12 protein-coding genes are annotated in these 17,422 nt (G+C 72.1%); 5 read left to right on the plus strand and 7 right to left on the minus strand.

Going from position 1 to position 17,422, the window contains the following annotated elements:
• Positions 1 to 135: 135 nt before the first annotated feature.
• On the plus strand, positions 136 to 675 hold the full coding sequence (locus Sspor_RS15320; protein ID WP_202199644.1) for a WcaF family extracellular polysaccharide biosynthesis acetyltransferase: 540 nt from the start codon (positions 136 to 138) through the stop codon (positions 673 to 675).
• A complete protein-coding gene (locus Sspor_RS15325; protein WP_202199645.1) occupies positions 672 to 1,808 on the plus strand; it encodes a glycosyltransferase in 1,137 nt (378 codons plus the stop codon). Before Sspor_RS15320 ends, Sspor_RS15325 begins: the two co-directional genes overlap by 4 nt.
• A 28-nt stretch (positions 1,809 to 1,836) precedes the next feature.
• Here Sspor_RS15325 and Sspor_RS15330 read toward each other — a convergent pair whose 3' ends face one another.
• From Sspor_RS15330 to gmd, 4 genes are all read right to left on the minus strand, one after another.
• Positions 1,837 to 2,052, minus strand: coding sequence for a DUF6458 family protein (locus Sspor_RS15330; protein ID WP_030026053.1), 216 nt, complete (start codon positions 2,050 to 2,052; stop codon positions 1,837 to 1,839).
• Positions 2,053 to 2,183: 131 nt separating this feature from the next.
• On the minus strand, positions 2,184 to 2,855 hold the full coding sequence (locus Sspor_RS15335; protein WP_202199646.1) for a hypothetical protein: 672 nt from the start codon (positions 2,853 to 2,855) through the stop codon (positions 2,184 to 2,186).
• Between the two features lie 96 nt (positions 2,856 to 2,951).
• The gene (locus tag Sspor_RS15340) at positions 2,952 to 5,738 is read right to left on the minus strand and encodes a CBM96 family carbohydrate-binding protein (protein WP_202199647.1); all 2,787 of its coding nucleotides are present in this window, start codon (positions 5,736 to 5,738) and stop codon (positions 2,952 to 2,954) included.
• A 246-nt stretch (positions 5,739 to 5,984) separates the two neighbouring features.
• Positions 5,985 to 6,998, minus strand: a complete 1,014-nt coding sequence (gene gmd / locus Sspor_RS15345; protein WP_202199648.1) for a GDP-mannose 4,6-dehydratase — start codon at positions 6,996 to 6,998, stop codon at positions 5,985 to 5,987.
• Positions 6,999 to 7,286: 288 nt separating this feature from the next.
• Here gmd and Sspor_RS15350 point away from each other — a divergent pair, with 288 nt between their 5' ends.
• Positions 7,287 to 8,231, plus strand: coding sequence for a GDP-L-fucose synthase family protein (locus tag Sspor_RS15350; RefSeq protein WP_202199649.1), 945 nt, complete (start codon positions 7,287 to 7,289; stop codon positions 8,229 to 8,231).
• A gap of 22 nt (positions 8,232 to 8,253) precedes the next feature.
• Here the strand turns inward: Sspor_RS15350 and Sspor_RS15355 are convergent, their stop codons facing one another.
• A complete protein-coding gene (locus Sspor_RS15355; protein ID WP_202199650.1) occupies positions 8,254 to 9,729 on the minus strand; it encodes a sugar transferase in 1,476 nt (491 codons plus the stop codon).
• Positions 9,730 to 10,111: 382 nt separating this feature from the next.
• On the opposite strand from Sspor_RS15355, the gene Sspor_RS15360 reads away from it, so the two are divergent.
• Positions 10,112 to 12,382 (plus strand): M4 family metallopeptidase, encoded by a 2,271-nt coding sequence (locus Sspor_RS15360; RefSeq protein WP_202199651.1) that lies wholly within the window; start codon positions 10,112 to 10,114, stop codon positions 12,380 to 12,382.
• A 117-nt stretch (positions 12,383 to 12,499) separates the two neighbouring features.
• Here Sspor_RS15360 and Sspor_RS15365 read toward each other — a convergent pair whose 3' ends face one another.
• Both Sspor_RS15365 and glgP read right to left on the minus strand, forming a co-directional pair.
• Entirely contained in the window at positions 12,500 to 13,153 is a 654-nt protein-coding gene (locus tag Sspor_RS15365; RefSeq protein ID WP_202199652.1) for a hypothetical protein, read from the minus strand.
• A gap of 166 nt (positions 13,154 to 13,319) precedes the next feature.
• Positions 13,320 to 15,956: an alpha-glucan family phosphorylase gene (gene glgP / locus Sspor_RS15370; protein ID WP_202199653.1), complete on the minus strand. Its 2,637-nt coding sequence runs from the start codon at positions 15,954 to 15,956 to the stop codon at positions 13,320 to 13,322.
• Positions 15,957 to 16,158: 202 nt separating this feature from the next.
• Here glgP and Sspor_RS15375 point away from each other — a divergent pair, with 202 nt between their 5' ends.
• Positions 16,159 to 17,067, plus strand: a complete 909-nt coding sequence (locus Sspor_RS15375; protein ID WP_202199654.1) for an ADP-ribosylglycohydrolase family protein — start codon at positions 16,159 to 16,161, stop codon at positions 17,065 to 17,067.
• Positions 17,068 to 17,422 lie beyond the last annotated feature (355 nt).

Genomic DNA, 17,422 nt, shown 5'->3' on the forward strand with positions numbered 1-17,422 from the left:
GGCGGACGATGCGGAGGGCTTGCGTATGTCCGTCGTCACTGCCGCCCCCGCCCGATGTGCCTGGTCCGCGCGCAGTCTAGTCTGAGCGGGCCGCGCCCGGGGAGGCCGTGGCCGAGAGCACGATGGGGGCTTCTGTTGCGTGATCTTCCTTCCTTCACGCTGGCCGGGTACGACAAGGGGCGCGGGCTGCTGACGCAGGCGCTCTGGTTCGCCGTCATGAACACGGTCTTCATGGCCTGGTTCTGTCCGGCGCGGCTGCGCGTGGCTCTGCTGCGCGCCTTCGGGGCGAAGATCGGCGAGGGCGTGCTGATCCGGCACCGGGTCCGCGTGCTGTGGCCGTGGAAGCTCACCGTCGGGGACCACACCTGGATAGGCGAGGGCGCCTGGCTGCTGAACCTGGAGCCGGTGACCATCGGGGCGAACGTGTGCGTCTCGCAGGAAGCCGTGCTGTGCACCGGCTCGCACGACCACCGCGCCGCCGACTTCCGCTACCGCAACGCCCCGATCGTGGTCGAGGACGGCGCGTGGGTGGCGGTACGGGCGACCGTGCTCGCCGGGGTCACGGTGGGCCGGTGCGCGGTCGCGGGTGCCGGTGCGGTGGTCCACAGAGACCTTCCCGCACTGACCCTGCAGACCCAGGACGGGCAGCGCCGCCCGGTGGAGGAGCCCAAGTGAGAGTCCTGCACGCCGTCACGCTGCATTCCCCGTCGCACGCCTTCGGCGGACCCGTCCGGGTCGCGCTGAACCTGGCGAAGGGACTGTCGGCCCGGGGCCACCAGGCGCGGCTGCTCGCGCTGGGCGAGGGGTTCGAGGAGTGGCCGACCTCCGTGGAGGGCGTTCCGGCGCGGCTGTTCCCGGCGCGCCGCCTGCTCCCCCTCGGCTTCAGCGGGATGACCTCGCCGGCGCTGCTGGCCTCGGCCGGGCGGCTGGTGCGGGACGCCGACGTCGTGCACGTCCACCTGGCCCGGGACCTGGTGACGCTGCCGGTGGCCCTGGCGGCGCTGCGGGCGGGCAAGCCGCTGGTGCTGCAGACCCACGGCATGGTGGACCCGAGCGAGAAGCTGCTGGCGAAGGTGCTGGACGCGGTGGCGGTACGCCGGCTGCTGCGCGGCGCGGACGCGGTGCTGTACCTGACCCCGCACGAGCGGGAGGGGCTGGACGCGGTGGTCGGCGCGCCGCCCCTGGCGCAGGCGGTGCGCCTGGTCAACGGGACCCCGGCGCAGGAGGAGCGGCCCGCGCCGGAGGGGGCGCCGCGCGTCCTGTACTCGGCGCGCCTGCAGGCCCGCAAGCGGCCGGTGGACTTCGTGGACGCGGCCCCGGCCGTCCTCGCCGCGCACCCGGACGCGCACTTCGTGGTCGCGGGCCCGGACGAGGGCGAACTGGCCTCCGTACGGGCCCGGATCGGGGCGCTGGGCCTCACCGACCGGTTCACGGTCCCGGGAGCGCTGTCCAGCGCGGAGGTCCTGGCGGAGCTGCGGCGGGCCCACGTGTACGTCCTGCCGTCGGTGGACGAGCCGTTCCCCATGTCGGTACTGGAAGCCCTCGCCGTGGGCGTCCCCACGGTCGTGACCCACTCCAACGGCCTGGCCCGCGACATCGCCCGCACCGGCGCCGGCCGTGCGGTCGACCCCGGCCCGGCGGGCGTGTCCGCCGCCGTCCTGGACCTCCTGGCCCCGGCGGCGAACCGCGAGGCCTCGCTGTCGGCCCGCAAGCTGGCCGCGGAGTCCTTCTCCATGGACGCGGTCCTCGACACGCTGCTGCCGGTCTACGAGGCGGCGCTGCACGGTGAGGCGGCGCCGCGCGGGTGAGGCGGCGCCGCACGGGTGGGGCCGTGCGTCAGATGACGTCCCGGCGGTGTTCCTCCACCACGGGGATCGCGCCCGCCGCCCGGCGCCGCTTGTAGATGCTGGTGTAGACGGCGAGGCCGATCCCGCCCACCGCCATCATGATCAGACCGACCAGGTCGAGGTTGACGCTCTCCATCTCCCAGTCGCTGGCGAAGGTGAGGATGGCGCCCACCACGATCAGGCCTATGCATCCGCCGATGCCCATGGGTCCGCCTTCCGGTTGGTGTCTGTGACCGCGCGGGTACCCGGGTATCGGGAACGGAAACGCCCCGCAGGGCCGGTGGTCCGGTCCTGCGGGGCGTCTTCGCGACCTCGGTGGTGTGCGCGGTGCGGGTGTTACGCGGGGATCCAGGCGTAGCAGCCCGAGGAGTTGAACTCGGCCGTGCCGGCCGGGATCGCCGCCGTGATCTTGTCGCCCGCCTTGGGCGGGGTCTCGGGGCCCGAGGCGAGGATGCCGCCGTCCTTGCCCTTCGCCTCCCAGGTGCAGTTCGTGGCCTGGGTGAGCGCCCGGTAGTTGCCCGCCGCGGGCGAGGTCCGGGGGCCTTCGGGGAAGCCCTTCTCCGCCGCGGCCAGGATCGGCTTCTGGTCCGGGCACAGGAGGGTGATCGCGTCCTTGGCGCCCGGGATCTCGCCGGTGATGACGGCTCCGGTCGCCGCGTCCTTGTCGTGCTTCGCGGTGCGCTGCACCCGCTGGCAGGCGTCCTGGCCGCCCTGCAGCACGGATGCCGGGTCCACCTTGTCGGGGACCCGCCCGCTCAGGTACTTCTTCTCCTCCGCCGTGAAGCTGCCCGTCTTCGGGGTGAGCTTCGCGTCCGGCACGACGGGGCCGGTCGGCTTCGCGTTCGGGTCGGTCGACGGCTGCGGAGCGTCCGCCGGGTCGGGGGCCGACGACGAGGCCGGGGGCTTCGGCTTCGCGCCGGAGTCGGCCTTGTCCCCGCCCGAACTGCAGGCGGTCAGCGTCAGGGCGGCGGCCAGCAGGACAGCAGCCGCTGCGGAGCGTCGGTACATCGGATGGCTCCCGTACTCAAGGGGGTGTGCAGCGGGGCCCGGCCACAGAGGACCGGACCCCGTACGCCGTAAGGCGGTTGTTTCGGTTTTCGACGCTTACTTCGTGCCGAAGGTGAGGACCAGCTGCGGAGTGCCCTCCGCCGCCGTGGCCTCGGCGGACCAGATCCACAGCGGGTCGGTGCCCGTGCTCGTCAGGCCCAGGCCGTAGTTGGTGCCCAGCGCCGCGGAGACCGCGGCGGTGTCCAGCTCCACGTTGTGGACCGCGGAGCCCTCCGGCACGCCCGCGATGCTGCCGAGCGGGGTGGTGCCGAGGGTGGGCTTGGTGTTGAAGGTCGTGCCCGCGCCGGTCCAGTTGCCGGTGACCGGGACCACCTTGACGGTGTCGGCGGTGCCGGAGTTCGCCTGGGTGCTCGTCTTGATCTGCAGCGAGGCGGACTTCAGGACCTGGCCGGCCGGGGCGGCCGGGAGGGTGAAGCGCATGTACGTCTCGTACAGCGAGCCGCTGCCGCGCACGGCGAGCGAGGTGGACGTGCCGTAGGCGGTGCTCGGGGCGCCCTGGTTGATGTAGGTGTCCTCGGTCGTCTTGACCGTGGAGACCGTGTCGGTGGCCGCCTTGGCCAGGTCGAAGTGGCTCTTGACCTGGGCCCCGGTGAGCGCCGACGGGTAGACGGCCGTCTCGTCGATCTGGCCGGCGAAGAAGTTGCTCGTCGGGCGGGTGGGCCAGCCGGCGAGGTTGTCACCGCCGACGTGCCAGTAGCCCGCGTAGGTACCGGTGCTGTTGGCGTTGAGCGAGTCCTTGGCCTGGCCGTCGACGTACAGCGTGATGCCGCCGGGGCCCTGGGTGCCGACCACGTGGTGCCACTTGTTGTCGTTGTACGTCTCGAACAGGCCCGTGGAGACGGTGCGGGTCGAGCCGTTGTGGACGCCGAAGACGAGGCGGCCGGTGTTGGTCATGTAGAGCTGGCGGTCGTACTGGCCGCTGTTGCGCGAGGTGTTGTTGCCGAAGCCGATCAGCTTGCCGCCGCGCGTGGTGTTCGTCTTGAACCAGGTCTCGATGGTGAACGTGTTGCCGACCGTCTGACGGCGGTCGCTGTGCACCTGCTGGCTGGTCCCGTTGAAGCCCATCGCCGTGCTGCTGCCGGAGACCGCGCCGGGCGTCTGGCGCAGGGCCGGGGTGTTGATCTGGACACCGCTGGTGTTGCCACCGTTGGAGGTGTCGGCGACGTAGGGGCTGACCGTGTCGTCGTAGCGCCAGTACAGCTGGGCGCCGTCCGCGCGGACCTGGTTCGGGTAGGCCTGGACCGAGGTCGGGACGGTCACCGAGGCGACGGCCGACAGGGCGCTGGTGTTGCCGGCGGCGTCGGTCGCGGTCACCCGGTAGGTGTACGACTGGCCGGCCTTGACCGTGGTGTCGTTCCAGGAGGCCTGGGGACGCTGCCACTCCAGCGAGCTGGCGGTGACGGTGGCGGCCGGGGTGGCCGAGCCGTTGCGGTAGATGCGGTACGTCAGCTTGCTGTCGTCCGCGTCGTAGCTGGTGCGCCAGCGGACCTGGACCTCACCGGGCTTGACGCTCGCGGCGCTGGCCACCGGGGTGGTCGGGGCGCCGACGTCGCCGGTGGAGGCGAAGCGGGTCAGGCCCCACTGCGGCTTGCCGTTGATGAGGGTGAACTCACCGCCGACCCACATGTACTTGACGTCGTTCTTCTCGGCCACGGCCATGACGCGCGGGCCGATGCCCTCGGTGCCGTCCATGCCGTCGTTGGCCGTGGGGTGCCAGCCGAGCTTGCCCGGGCCGCGCACGAAGCCGTCCACGGGCGCGGGGGCGGCGCCTTCGTGGTTGGTCGGCTGGGCCAGCAGGAAGTTGCGCTTCCCGTCGGGGAACTCCAGCTCGGTGGAGCAGTCGTGCCCGTGCGAGGAGCTGTAGAGCACGCCCTCGTACGGCAGGACGAACTGGGTGGCGCCGAGGCAGCGGTCACGCCACTTCTCGGTGAAGTCGCTCAGGCGCAGACCGATGCGGCCGTCGAAGACGCCGCCGCCGGAACCCTCGTGACCGGTGTAGAAGCCGGTGTCGTCGGTGGAGATGTCCTTGACGACCGAGTTCGAGGGGATGTTGCTGTACGTCTTGGTGACCGCGCCCGTGCCGGCGTTGACCACGGCGAGGGCGTGGCTGTTGGAGCCGTTGACGGTGAAGAAGTCGCCGCCGAGGAGCACGTTCTTGCCGTCGGGGGTGACCTCGACCGCGCGGCCCGGCTCGTCGACGTTCGCGACGAAGGGCTTCAGCGCGCCGGAGGACGCATCCACGGCGGCGAACCGCTCGCGCTGCTGGCCCTCGACGGTGGTGAAGTCGCCACCCGCGTAGAGGGTGTCGTCGGTGACGGCGAGCGCGCGCACGGTGGCGGGGAAGCTCGGGTGGAACGATGCCTTGGGGGTGCAGCTCGCGATGTCGATCGCCGCGAGGCTGGAGACCGGGGTGCCGTTGACGGCGCCGAAGGATCCGCCCGCGTAGAGGGTCTTCTTGTCCTTCGAGACGACGAGCGTCCGCACGGTCGCCGTGCCCTCGCCGATGGTGAAGGCCAGCTTGCAGGAGGTGGGATTGCCGGTCGCGGCGTCGAGCGCCACGAAGTTCACGGCGTTCTGCTCCGCGCCTGCCGCGCCCTCGGGCGGGCGGACGGCCGAGAAGGTACCGCCGGCGAAGACGGTGCCGTTGGCCTGGGCCATCGCCCAGACGACGCCGTTCGTCTGCCAGGTCGGCAGCTCGTCGGCGGTGAATGCCACCGGAGCCGTGATGGCGGATGCCTGCGGCATCAGCACCAGGCCTATACCGGTGCCCGCACCGGCCAGTGACAGTACGAGGGCGGCAGTCAGCCCTCTGGATCTACGCATGAGCCCCCCAGGGCAATTGCCCGGTTTGATGGCTGGAACTATCCGAACAGCCATATGTACTGGCGCAGACTAGGGCTCATGTGAAGGCCCGGTCACCTCTCTTGACCCATTGCATACCAACTTGGAATCAACAGGTTCAGCATGGAGGGTGCACAAGGGACATACGGCAGGTTTACCCCGGCCACACCCGCGCAGAGCTGCGGAGTATGACCGGAACACGGCAAACCGTAGGGGAAATATAAGGCCTCAGCGATCGATACGGACCGTCACACCCGCCAGTTGGTCCTCGACTTGACGGATGTCGGCGTCGACCATGATCTGCGCCAGCTCGGCCACCAGGACCGTCGGCTTCCAGCCAAGCAGGTCATGGGCCTTGGAGGCGTCGCCGATGAGGGCGTCCACCTCGCTCGGGCGCTCGTACTTGGCGTCGTAGCGGACGTGGTCGGTCCAGTCGAGGCCGGCGTGCGTGAAGGAGGACTCGACGAACTCGCGGACGGTCGCGGCCACACCGGTGGCGACGACGTAGTCGGTGGGCTCGTCCTGCTGGAGCATCCGCCACATGGCGTCGACGTATTCGGGGGCGTAGCCCCAGTCGCGCACCGCGTCGAGGTTGCCGAGGTAGAGGTGGTCCTGGAGGCCGGCCTTGATGCGGGCCACCGCGCGGGTGATCTTGCGGGTCACGAAGGTCTCGCCGCGGCGCGGGGACTCGTGGTTGAAGAGGATCCCGTTGACGGCGAACATGTCGTACGCCTCGCGGTAGTTCACCGTGGTCCAGTACGCGAAGACCTTCGCGGCGCCGTACGGGCTGCGCGGGTGGAACGGGGTCGCCTCGTTCTGCGGGGGCGGGGTGGCACCGAACATCTCGGAGGACGAGGCCTGGTAGATGCGGGTGTCGACACCGCTGGCCCGGATCGCCTCCAGCAGCCGCAGCGCGCCGAGGCCGGTCACGTCGCCCGTGTAGAGCGGGGCGTCGAAGGAGACGCGGACGTGGGACTGCGCGCCGAGGTTGTAGACCTCGTCGGGGCGTATGTCACGGAGCAGGTTCACGAGGGCGACGCCGTCGGAGAGGTCGGCGTGGTGCAGGACGAAGGACCGGTTGGCGGTCTGCGGGTCCTGGTAGATGTGGTCGACCCGCTCCGTGTTGAAGCTGGAGGACCGCCGCACCAGCCCGTGCACCGTGTAGCCCTTGGAGAGCAGGAGCTCGGCGAGGTACGAGCCGTCCTGTCCCGTGACTCCGGTGATCAGTGCGGTCTTGCCCATGGGGTCCCCTTGAAGGTGGTTGCTGTCGGTCGTGATGAGGCTGTGCCTCGGGGTGGGTGCGGCGCGGGCCGTCTCGGGTGGTGTGCCCGGCGGCCGTTCCGCGGCCCGGGGGGCTGGATGCGTACCGTACACGGCCGCCCTCGGGCGCCCCCCGCTGGGCGGACGCCGCTCGGTGCTCTTGACGCGGGCCGCCACGGATCCGGTTCCGGCGCCCGGCACGGCCGGGGGCGCGGGCCGGGCCGTGGACCCCTGCGACCCCCGCGGTGGCGGACTGGCATCATCGGCGGTATGACAAGTTCGCTGCCGCTCCTGCCCCCGAACGCCCGCGTCTTCGTCGCGGGCCACCGCGGCCTCGTGGGGTCCGCGGTCGCCCGCCGGCTCACCGCCGACGGCCATGAGGTGCTCACCCGGGGCCGCGCCGACCTCGACCTGCGCGACGCCGCCGCGACCGCCGCGTACCTGAAGGACGTCCGCCCGGACGCCGTGGTGCTGGCCGCCGCCAAGGTCGGCGGGATCATGGCCAACAGCACCTACCCGGTGCAGTTCCTGGAGGAGAACCTGCAGATCCAGCTCAGCGTGATCGGCGGCGCCCATGCCGCCGGCGTGGGCCGGCTGCTGTTCCTCGGCTCCTCCTGCATCTACCCGAAGCTGGCGCCGCAGCCGATCCGCGAGGACGCCCTGCTGACCGGCCCGCTGGAGCCGACCAACGAGGCCTACGCCCTCGCGAAGATCGCCGGCATCGTCCAGGTCCAGTCGTACCGCAAGCAGTACGGGGCCTCGTACATCTCGGCCATGCCGACGAACCTCTACGGCCCGGGCGACAACTTCGACCTGGAGACCTCGCACGTCCTGCCGGCGCTCGTCCGGCGCTTCCACGAGGCCGCCGCCGAGGGCCGCGACGAGGTCACGCTGTGGGGATCGGGCACCCCGCGCCGGGAGTTCCTGCACGTGGACGACCTGGCCGCGGCCTGCGCCGTGCTGCTGAACACCTACGACGGCGACGAGCCCGTCAACATCGGCTGCGGCGAGGACCTGACCATCAGGGAACTGGCCGAGACGGTCGCCGAAGTGACCGGCTTCCGGGGCCGGCTCGCGTGGGACACGTCCAAGCCCGACGGGACCCCGCGCAAGCTGCTGGACGTGAGCCGCCTGACGTCGCTCGGCTGGAAGCCCGCGGTCCCGCTGCGGGACGGCATCGCCGCCACGTACAAGTGGTGGCGCGAGCAGAGCTGATCGCACAGGCGGCCCAGGTCCCTCAGTATGCTCCGCGACCGTCTACGACGGCGCGGAGCGTACGGCCCATCACGTCGACATCGCTGGTGAAGGACCAGTTGTCGACGTACTGCAGGTCAAGCTGGATCGTCTCGTCCCACGACAGGTCGGACCTTCCGCTGATCTGCCACAGTCCCGTCATCCCGGGCCGCACGGTGAGCCGGCGCAGCTCGACCTCGTCGTACTCCGCCACCTCCTCCGGAAGCGGCGGACGCGGGCCGACCAGCGACATGTTGCCGATCAGTACGTTGACGAGCTGCGGCAGCTCGTCCAGCGACGTGCGGCGCAGCAGCCGGCCCACCCGGGTCACCCGGGGGTCGCGGCGCATCTTGAACATCAGGCCGTCGTTCTCGTTGGACCCGGACAGCTCGGCCTTGAGCGCGTCGGCGTCCACCACCATCGTGCGGAACTTCCACATGACGAACGGGACCCCGTCGCGCCCGATCCGCCGCTGCCGGTAGAAGGCCGGGCCGCGCGAACCGAGGCGTATGGCCAGGACGATCCCCAGGAGGACCGGGGAGAGCAGCAGCAGTCCGGCCGCGGCTCCGACCCGGTCCAGGGCGGACTTGAGCAGGGTCTGCACCCCGCGGCTGACGGGCGGCGCCACCCGCAGTACGGCGAGCCCGCCCGCGGACAGGGTCTCCAGCCGCTTGACGGAGACCTCCACCAGCCCGGGGAAGACGGCGAGTTCCAGACCCGTGTCGTGCAGGGCCCAGGCGATGCGGCGCAGCCGCTCCCCCGTGATCCGTACGCCGGGGGCCACCAGCACCAGGTCGGCGTGATGGCTGGCGACGGCGCCGAGCACGGCCGCGGAGTCGCCGTTCGGGGCCTCGGGGGCCGATCCGTCGAGCCGCGCCGCCACGGGCACGCCGCTGGCGAGCGGCCCGGCGCCGACCGGGACCACGCCGACGACGACGTAGGGGTGGTCGGTGCGGGCGGCGAGGTGCGCGATGACGTCCTCGGCCGCGTCGGGCTCGCCGACGACGAGGACCCGGCTGACGGCCTGGGCCTCGCGGCGGGCGGCCGAGAGGTGGCGGTACGTCAGTTTGTGGACGGCGATGGTGATGAGCAGAGCGGGCAGCAGGGCCCCGAGGGCGGACAGCCGGGGGGTGGCCTCTTCGGTCACCACACGCGCCACGGCCAGGACGCCGATCAGAATCAGCCAGTCGTGTACGACGGGCAGCACACCGCGGGACTCCCCGAGGGCCCGGGTCGCGTAGCGCCGGCGCAGCGCCTGCACCCCGGTCCACGCCACGGCGGCGGCCAGGGCGCAGTAGACGGGCCGGACCTGCTGCGCGGCGTCGAAGACGAGTCCTACGGGGACGGCGGCGCCGAAGAAGTCGGCGGCGACGGCGGCCGGGCGGTACCAGCGGGCCTTGTCCCCGAGGCGCCGTGCGGGCGCAAGGGGCTCCCTGGCCGCCACGGCCACTCTTTGCGCAGGAATATGGACATGCCTCATGGGCCCCCCTGGCACGTGGTCTATGACAGTGGCGGGTGTCCATCGCTTCCCCTGGCAACGAACATCTGCCGCACCGGGAAACAGTACGACAAACACCCGTACGGTAAATGCCGTTTGGGTCAACGCAGCCTCTTGTTGCGCAAGTGTTAGCAACCGGTACCAGGCGTTCCGGATGCCGGACGGTGCAGCGCACCCGCGCAGGCGAATGGTCCGGATAACGGATACGCATCTTCGGACAACGGACTGTTTCCGGCCAACCTTTTGACGCGCCCCTGACATCTGCGGCTGCGAGTGGCAATCTTCGACCGTTCATCGCACCAGCCCTGTTCTGCCCGGAGGCCCACCCAGCCATCCGGAACCCCCCTTGCAGAAGGAGTCTGCGTTGAGGTCCACCCCCCAGAGGCGTGCCACCGCGGCCGGCGCGCTCGTTGCCGCGGCTGCTCTGCTCGCCGTAGGCATACAGACCGGCACCGCTACCGCCGACGCCACCGCGTCACAGGCACCCACGGCCTCCCAGCCCAACCCGGGCGCGGCCAACCGCGCACTGAGCGCGTCGGAGCGTGCGACGCTCCTGGCCGAGGCCAACTCGACCACCGCGCAGGCCGCCAAGGCCCTCGGCCTCGGCAGCGGCGAGAAGCTCGTGGTCCGCGACGTCGTCCAGGACGCGGACGGCACCACGCACACCACCTACGAGCGCACCTACGACGGCCTCCCGGTCCTCGGTGGTGACCTCACCGTCCACGCCAAGGGCGGCGTCACCAAGAGCGTGACCAAGGCGACCAACCACGAGATCAAGGTCGCGGACACCAGCGCCGCCGTCACCCCGGCGGCCGCCGAGAGCCAGGCCGTCTCCGCCGCGAACGCCGGGGGCTCCAAGGAGGCCAAGGCCTCCAAGGGCGCCCGCAAGGTGATCTGGGCGGCCGAAGGCGCTCCGGTCCTCGCGTTCGAGACCGTCGTCGGCGGCCTCCAGCACGACGGCACGCCGAACGAGCTCCACGTGGTGACCAACGCCAAGACCGGCGCCAAGATCACCGAGTGGCAGGCCATCGAGACCGGCACCGGCAACACGATGTACAGCGGCCAGGTGACCCTCGGGACCACCCAGTCGGGCTCCACCTGGAACCTGACCGACGCCGCGCGCGGTGGCCACAAGACCTACAACCTCAACCGCGGCACCGGATCCGGCACCGGCACGCTGTTCTCCGGCCCGGACGACATCTGGGGCAACAACCAGGCGTCCAACCTGGAGACGGCCGGCGCGGACGCGCACTACGGCGCCGCCGCCACGTGGGACTACTACAAGAACGTGCACGGCCGCAACGGCCTGCGCAACGACGGCGTGGCCCCGTACAGCCGGGTCCACTACGGCAACGCCTACGTCAACGCCTTCTGGAGCGACTCCTGCTTCTGCATGACGTACGGCGACGGTGAGGGCAACAACAAGCCCCTCACCTCCACCGACGTGGCCGCGCACGAGATGACCCACGGTCTGACCTCGGTCACCGGCAACATGACCTACAGCGGTGAGCCCGGCGGTCTGAACGAGGCGACCTCGGACATCATGGCCGCGGCCGTCGAGTTCTACGCCAACAACCCGCAGGACGTCGGCGACTACCTGGTCGGCGAGAAGATCGACATCAACGGCGACGGCACCCCGCTGCGCTACATGGACAAGCCGAGCAAGGACGGCGCGTCCAAGGACAGCTGGTACTCGGGCCTCGGCGGCATCGACGTCCACTACTCCTCGGGCCCGGCCAACCACTGGTACTACCTGGCCTCCGAGGGCTCGGGCGCCAAGGTCATCAACGGCGTGAGCTACAACTCGCCGACCGCGGACGGCCTGCCCGTCACCGCGATCGGCCGTGACGCCGCCTCGAAGATCTGGTTCCGTGCGCTGACGGTGGGCTACTTCAAGTCGACGACCAACTACGCCGACGCCCGCGTCCAGACCCTGAAGGCCGCGGCCGACCTCTACGGCCAGGGCTCGACGGTCTACAACAACGTCGCCAACGCGTGGGCCGGCATCGCCGTCGGATCCCGCATCTCCAACGGCGTCTCGGTCACCCCGATCGCCAACCAGAACACCGTCACGGGCAGTGCGGTCAGCCTGCAGGTCCAGGCCACCAGCACGAACCCGGGTGCGCTGAGCTACGCGGCGACCGGCCTGCCGGCCGGGCTGTCGATCAACTCCTCCAACGGCCTGATCTCGGGCACCGCCACCACCGCGGGCACGTCCAACGTGACCGTCACGGTGACCGACTCGCAGAACCAGACCGGTACCGCGGCGTTCACCTGGACGGTCGGCACCACGCAGCCGAACGTCTTCGAGAACACCACGGACTACCAGATCGCGGACAACGCGACCGTCGAGTCCCCGATCAACGTGACGCGCACGGGCAACGCCCCGAGCGCCCTCAAGGTGGACGTGAACATCGTCCACACCTACGTCGGTGACCTCGTGGTCGACCTGGTCGCCCCCGACGGCAGCGTCTACAACCTGCGCAACCGCACCGGCGGCAGCGCGGACAACATCGTCCAGCAGTTCACCGTGAACGCCTCCTCCGAGGTCGCGAACGGCACCTGGAAGCTCCGCGTCAGGGACGCCGCCAGCCTGGACACCGGTTACATCAACAGCTGGAAGCTCACCTTCTGACCCCGGCGGGTCGGGCTGGGCAACGGCTGAACAGATAGATCACGGGGCCGCCCGGGAGGAATCCTCCCCGGGCGGCCCTGTTCCATGGGTACCGCTCGGCCGGGCCCCGGACCCAGGTCAGCGAAGGGCACGGAAGAGGGCGGCGAGGAAGTCCTCGTCCTCTTCCTCCTCATCACGGTTCTGGTTCTGGCTCTGGTCCGGGTTCTGGCCGGTCTGGCCGGTCTGGTCCTCACGGCCCGGCCAGGTGCCGTTCCCGCCGTTGCCGGTGTTCCCCGTGTTCCCGCTGTTGCCGGTGTCCGTCTGGTCCTCGTCGGCCTCGTCGTCACGGGGCCGGTCGTCCCGCCCCGGCCAGGTGCCGTTCCCGCCGTTGCCACCGTTCCCGCCGTTGTCGCCCCGGCCCGGGTCCTCCCCGTCCACCGGCTTGAAGTAGACCGAGACGACCTCCACCCGACTCGCCCGCTCCCCCGGCTTCAGCACCTTCTCCGCCTCGCCGTCGCAGCTCCGGTTGTCGAAGAGGACCGCCAGCGACTCCGTGTCGTTGCGCACCTCGATGGCGGGCTCGTCGCGGGAGGTACGCGTCAGCAGGTAGCAGGTGTCGTTGTCGGCGGGCCGGATCTGGCCTCTTCTCTCGATGCCCGCCGCGTCGAGGTACTGGTAGTGCAGCGTGCCGAGGGCGCGTTCGCCGTGGTCGTCGGCCATCGACGGGCCGGCGGTGGGCAGGGCGAGCACCAGAGCGCCGACGAACACGGCGGCGGTCGAGCGAAGACGCATGGGGGAGTCCGTTCCTCGGGTTCCGCGGATGCCGGTCCGGTGGCATCCTCGGGCAGCGTAGGAGCGGGACACCCGGCAAGAACGTTTCCGCAGACTCGGCGCGAGCGTGGTTCACCCATGAGGCCGGGCGGCGCGCTCCACGGCGCACCGCCCGGCCCCGCACGGGTCAGCGCAGGAGCACCCCGCCCCCCGCGTCCGTCTCCACCGGTGCCGCGACCAGGCCCAATTCGGCCGGGGTGGCCAGCAGCGGGTGCGCGGGCAGGATGCGCACCGTGTAGCCGAAGGGCCCCGTACGGTCGAGGGCGAGCGGGCCCTCGTACACCCAGCGGCCCTCCAGGTCGGGCCCCGCGGCGGCCTTGAGCGGGAAGCTCCGTCCGTCCCGGATCACGTCCTGCGGGTCCACCCGGCCGCCGAAGGCCTGTACCTCCACGTCCTCGGGGGTGAGCGCGTCCAGCGCCACCTGCACGCGCAGGGTGAGGGTGGCGCCCAGTTCGGCCGTGCCGTTGACCGGTGCCGCGGCCAGCGTCTCCACGTGCTCGACGGAGACCCGCGGCCAGGCCGCCCGGACCCTTCCCTTCCACCAGGCGAGGTCACGCGCCGCCCCGGTGTCCAGGGCGCGGTGGGCGAGCGCGGCCGGGGCGTACAGCCGCTCCACGTACTCCCGGACCATCCGCCCGGCGAGCACCTTCGGCCCCAGCGAGACGAGCGTGCGCCGGACCATCTCGATCCACCGCACCGGGAGTCCGGTGCGCCCGGCCCGGTCGTAGAACCGGGGCGCGACCCGGTTCTCGATCAGCTCGTAGAGGGCGCTCGCCTCCAGGTGGTCGCGCCGGTCCTCGTCCGCTCCGAGCCCGTCGGCGGTCGGGATGGCCCAGCCGAAGTCCGGCTCGAACCATTCGTCCCACCAGCCGTCCAGCACGGACAGGTTGAGACAGCCGTTCAGGGCGGCCTTCATCCCGCTCGTGCCGCACGCCTCCAGCGGACGCAGCGGATTGTTCAGCCAGACGTCGCAGCCCGGGTAGAGCTTCTGCGCCATGGCCATGCCGTAGTCGGGCAGGAAGACGATCCGGTGCCGCACCCGCGGGTCGTCCGCGAACCGCACCAGCTCCTGCACGAGCCGCTTCCCGCCGTCGTCGGCCGGATGCGCCTTGCCCGCCACCACGATCTGCACCGGCCGCTCCGGGTCCAGCAGCAGCCTGCGCAGCCGTTCCGGGTCGCGCAGCATCAGCGTCAGCCTCTTGTACGAGGGCACGCGCCGGGCGAAGCCGATGGTCAGCACGTCGGGGTCGAGCACGGAGTCCACCCAGCCCAGTTCGGCCGCCGCCGCCCCGCGCTGGCGCCACGAGGCCCGCAGCCGGTCGCGTACCTCCTGCACCAGCTGCTCGCGGAGCACCCGCCGCAGGTCCCACACGTCCTGGTCCGGGATCTCGGCGACCGCGTCCCAGCGCGGGGAGCCGCCGACCGACAGGGCGTCCTCGGTCCGCCCGGCGCCGATCTGGCGGGCGCCGAGCCGGACCACCTCGGGGGCCACCCAGGTCGGGGCGTGGACCCCGTTGGTCACGGAGGTGATGGGCACGTCGGCCGGGTCGAAGCCCGGCCACAGCCCGGCGAACATCTCCCGGCTGACCGCGCCGTGCAGGGTGGACACCCCGTTGGCCCGCTGGGCCAGGCGCAGACCCATGACGGCCATGTTGAACACGCCGGGGTCGCCGCCGGGGTAGGTCTCGGCGCCCAGTTCCAGGATCCGCTCGACCGGAACGCCGGCCAGTTCGCCGCCCTCCCCGAAGTGCCGGGCGACCAGGGCCCGCTCGAAGCGGTCGATTCCGGCCGGGACGGGGGTGTGCGTGGTGAACACGGTTCCGGCGCGCACCGCCTCGACGGCGCCGTCGAAGCCGAGGCCCTGCTCCCGCTCCAGTTCCCTTATGCGTTCGAGTCCGAGGAACCCGGCGTGGCCCTCGTTGGTGTGGAAGACCTCGGGATCGGGGTGGCCGGTGATGTGGCAGTACGCGCGCACCGCGCGCACGCCGCCGATGCCGAGCAGCATCTCCTGGAGCAGCCGGTGGTCGCTGCCGCCGCCGTAGAGCCGGTCGGTCACCTCCCGGGCCGGGGCGTCGTTGTCCTCGACGTCGGAGTCCAGGAGCAGCAGCGGCACCCGGCCGACCCGGGCCTGCCAGATGTGGGCGTGCAGGGCGCGGCCGCCGGGCAGGGTCAGTGAGACGCGGGCGGGGGTCCCGTCGTCCTGGCGGAGCAGGCCGAGCGGGAGTTCGTTGGGGTCGAGGACGGGATAGTGCTCCTGCTGCCAGCCGTCGCGCGAGAGCGACTGGCGGAAGTAGCCGTGGCGGTAGAGCAGGCCCACCCCGATGAGCGGGACGCCGAGGTCGCTGGCGGCCTTCAGGTGGTCCCCGGCGAGGATGCCGAGGCCGCCGGAGTACTGCGGCAGGGCGGCGGTGATGCCGAATTCGGGCGAGAAATAGGCGATGGCGGCGGGCAGTTCCGCGCCGTTCTCCTGGCTCTGGTACCACCTCCCGCCGTTGACGTAGTCATCGAGGTCGGCGGCGGCGACGGCGAGCCGGCGCAGGAACCGGCGGTCCGCGGCCAGTTCGGCGAGCCGGGCCGCGGAGACGGCGCCGAGCAGCCGGACGGGATCGCCGCCGGCGGCCTGCCAGCCCTCGGGGTCGACGGATTGGAAGAGTTCACGGGTCTCGGAATGCCACGACCAGCGCAGATTGCGCGCGAGGTCGGTGAGCGGCAGCAGGGGTTCCGGGAGGACGGGGCGCACGGTGAATCGACGGATAGCCTTCACACGTTCCACCTTCGCAGGGGATTGCGGATCGGAGCGGGCTCACCACGCTGTGCACCCGCGCATCACCCCCGGAAGGCTAGCGAGGACGGTCCTGCGCCAACAGGTCACCCGGACACGCCCGCAGTGCCGGGGGCGGCGGGGAGCGGCCGGTCGCCGGTCAATTCGGGTGGTGCCCGCGCACGGGTGTGGCATCGTCGCCCGTATGAACGACGGGGTGGACACGGCCAGGGAGAGCCTGGAGGGGCTGGTGCTCGGGGACGCCTTCGGGCAGAGCTGGTTCGTCCGGGACGCCGAGGCCGGTGAGCGGTGGCTGGCCGGGCGCGAGGTGCGTCCGGGGCCGTGGAAGTGGACGGACGACGGGGCGATGGGGCTCGTGCTGCACGCGCACCTGGTCCGGTACGGGGAGGTCCGCCCGGCGGAGCTGGCCGCGGCCTTCGCCGCCGAGTACGCGCGGGACGCCTACCGGCAGTACGGGGCCTCGATGCACGAGGTGCTGGAGCGGATCGGGGCCGGGGAGGACTGGCGGGCCGTCACGGGCGGGCAGTTCGGCGGCCAGGGCTCGTGGGGCAACGGGGCGGCGATGCGGGTGGCTCCGCTCGGGGCCTTCTTCCACGGGAACGTGGACACGGTGGTGGAGCAGGCGCGGCGGTCGGCGCTGGCCACGCACGCGCACCCGGAGGCGGTGGCCGGTGCGGTCGCCGTGGCGGTGGCGGCGGCACTGGCGGCCGCGGGCCGGGGCGGTCCGGCGCCGCAGCGGCCGGAGTTCCTGCGGGAGGTGGCCGGCCGGGTGCAGCCGGGCCAGGTGCGGGACCTGCTGCTGACGGCGGCCGGACTGCCGGCCGCGACCACCGTGCGGGAGGCGGCGGAGCTGCTCGGCTCGGGGTGGCGGATCTCGGCGCCGGACACGGTGCCGTTCGCGCTGTGGTGCGCCGCCGGGCAGCCGGACGACGTGGCCGAGGCGCTGTGGCGCACGCTGGAGGGCTGGGGCGACCGCGACACCACGTGCGCGATCGTCGGCGGCGTCGTGGCCGCCCGCGCGGGCCTGTCCGGCGTCCCGGCCGACTGGCGGTCACGTGCCGAGCCGGCCCGGATCCCCGACGCGGACGAGTAAGCCGTAGGGGGCGCCGGAGGCGGCCCTGCGGCGGGCGCCGCCGGCCCGGCCCGATCTCGCCGTGCCCCGGGGCCGATGGCGTACGCCTCGCGCACGGCGCGGCCGAGGACGGCGGCGCCGCGCGGGCCCCGGCGGGCGGCGACGGCGCGGACGGGCCGGCCGGGCCGTTCGGGCCGGGCGAGGCCGGGTGAGGCCGGTGTGGCAGTGCGCCGGCCGGAGCCCGCGGATCACCGGCCACTCGCGCCACTCGCGCCGCTCCGTATGACGGGCCGTCGTCTCCCGCCGCGGCCTCACCTGCCTGCGCGGCGGGGTGCGCGGGGCCTGTGGGACAGGTGGTTCCCGCCCCTCCACGCCG

It is taken from the genome of Streptomyces spororaveus (assembly GCF_016755875.1).
Lineage (GTDB): Bacteria > Actinomycetota > Actinomycetes > Streptomycetales > Streptomycetaceae > Streptomyces > Streptomyces spororaveus.